The 1,071-nt window shown below is 33.9% G+C and carries 2 protein-coding genes; both read left to right on the forward strand.

What is annotated here, in order from left to right; all coding sequences use genetic code 11:
- The first annotated feature begins 226 nt into the window (after positions 1–226).
- Positions 227–448, forward strand: a complete 222-nt coding sequence (locus BTW01_RS18225) for a Blp family class II bacteriocin (RefSeq protein ID WP_162104365.1) — start codon at positions 227–229, stop codon at positions 446–448.
- A 45-nt stretch (positions 449–493) separates the two neighbouring features.
- Positions 494–709 (forward strand): hypothetical protein, encoded by a 216-nt coding sequence (locus BTW01_RS18230; protein WP_162104364.1) that lies wholly within the window; start codon positions 494–496, stop codon positions 707–709.
- The last annotated feature ends 362 nt before the right edge of the window (positions 710–1,071 follow it).

The raw sequence follows: 1,071 nt of genomic DNA on the forward strand, positions 1-1,071 counted from the left end.
AACAAAAACTTTGGTTAAAGTTTCCAGAAGTTACTTAATCTATAAATTTAGTCAAAAATTCAATTACATAACGACTCTAGGATATTAAAAAATTAAAGAGCTTATAGATTTTAGATGAATTAAGTAATATAAATTTGGTTATAACTGTTGAAAAAACTTCAAATTACATTTATAGTAATATAAGTCGACAATAATTTACCAAGTTCGGACTTAGGAGGAGAAAACTATGAAAAAGCAAATCACCAATTTTGAATTATTAACTGTAGAAGAAGCTGAAAAGATAGATGGTGGGGGTTATGGTACTTATTTAATAAGAGGAGTTGGAACAGGCATTGCTGTGGGAGCAGCTTTAGGCGGGCCTGGCGGAGCTGTTTTAGGTGCTAACGTTGGGGCTATCTGGGGTTCTGCAGGGTACGGTGTAGATGCATTGATTTCTGGGCATAAGTAATTATAATTTCACTAATCAAAAACTTAAAAAACCAGGAGGTTTAGCATGTTACATAATATCGAAAATAGTAAAATGATTGAATTGAGTGAACAAGAAATGTTAAATACTGACGGAGGAGGGTGGAGAGATTTAGCAGGAGCTGCCGCAGGAGCTGCAGTAATGGGTGGAACGGCCATTGCTTTAGGAGCGGCTGTTGGGCCAGTTGGATTTGCTGCAGGAGTAGGAATGGCAATCTTAACTCGCCCAGGCCATGCTAGATAACTTATCTTATAGAAAGCTGTCGATAAATGTCGACAGCTTTTTCTTTTATAATTATTTGAGGGCTCAACTTCATACCTTTACCAACAGTTTTGTAGTGAGGGGTTATGTTAATACTTTGAAAAAATCTGTAGGTTAATATACTCCTATTACTATTAGTGTTAAACACTTTCCTTAAAAGGTTATAAGCTAATTTAAATTATGTACTAATTAGATTGTTTATGTGAATACTTAATTATAGAACGGATGCTTAGAAATATAACAGTGTAGAAGAGTGAAAAAAATAGCAACTGAATCAGTAATTCTTTCATATTATTTATTTCGTTAGAAAGAAAACTTATTATAATCCAAAACATTCCGCTCAG

The sequence above is a fragment of the Bacillus sp. SKDU12 genome, assembly GCF_010093085.1.
GTDB classification, from domain to species: domain Bacteria; phylum Bacillota; class Bacilli; order Bacillales; family Bacillaceae; genus Bacillus; species Bacillus mexicanus.

Bases quoted from the DNA above. Each gene is read 5' to 3' on its own strand.
- BTW01_RS18225 (WP_162104365.1), top strand. From the start codon at position 227: ATGAAAAAGCAAATCACCAATTTTGAATTATTAACTGTAGAAGAAGCT.
- BTW01_RS18230 (WP_162104364.1), top strand. From the start codon at position 494: ATGTTACATAATATCGAAAATAGTAAAATGATTGAATTGAGTGAACAA.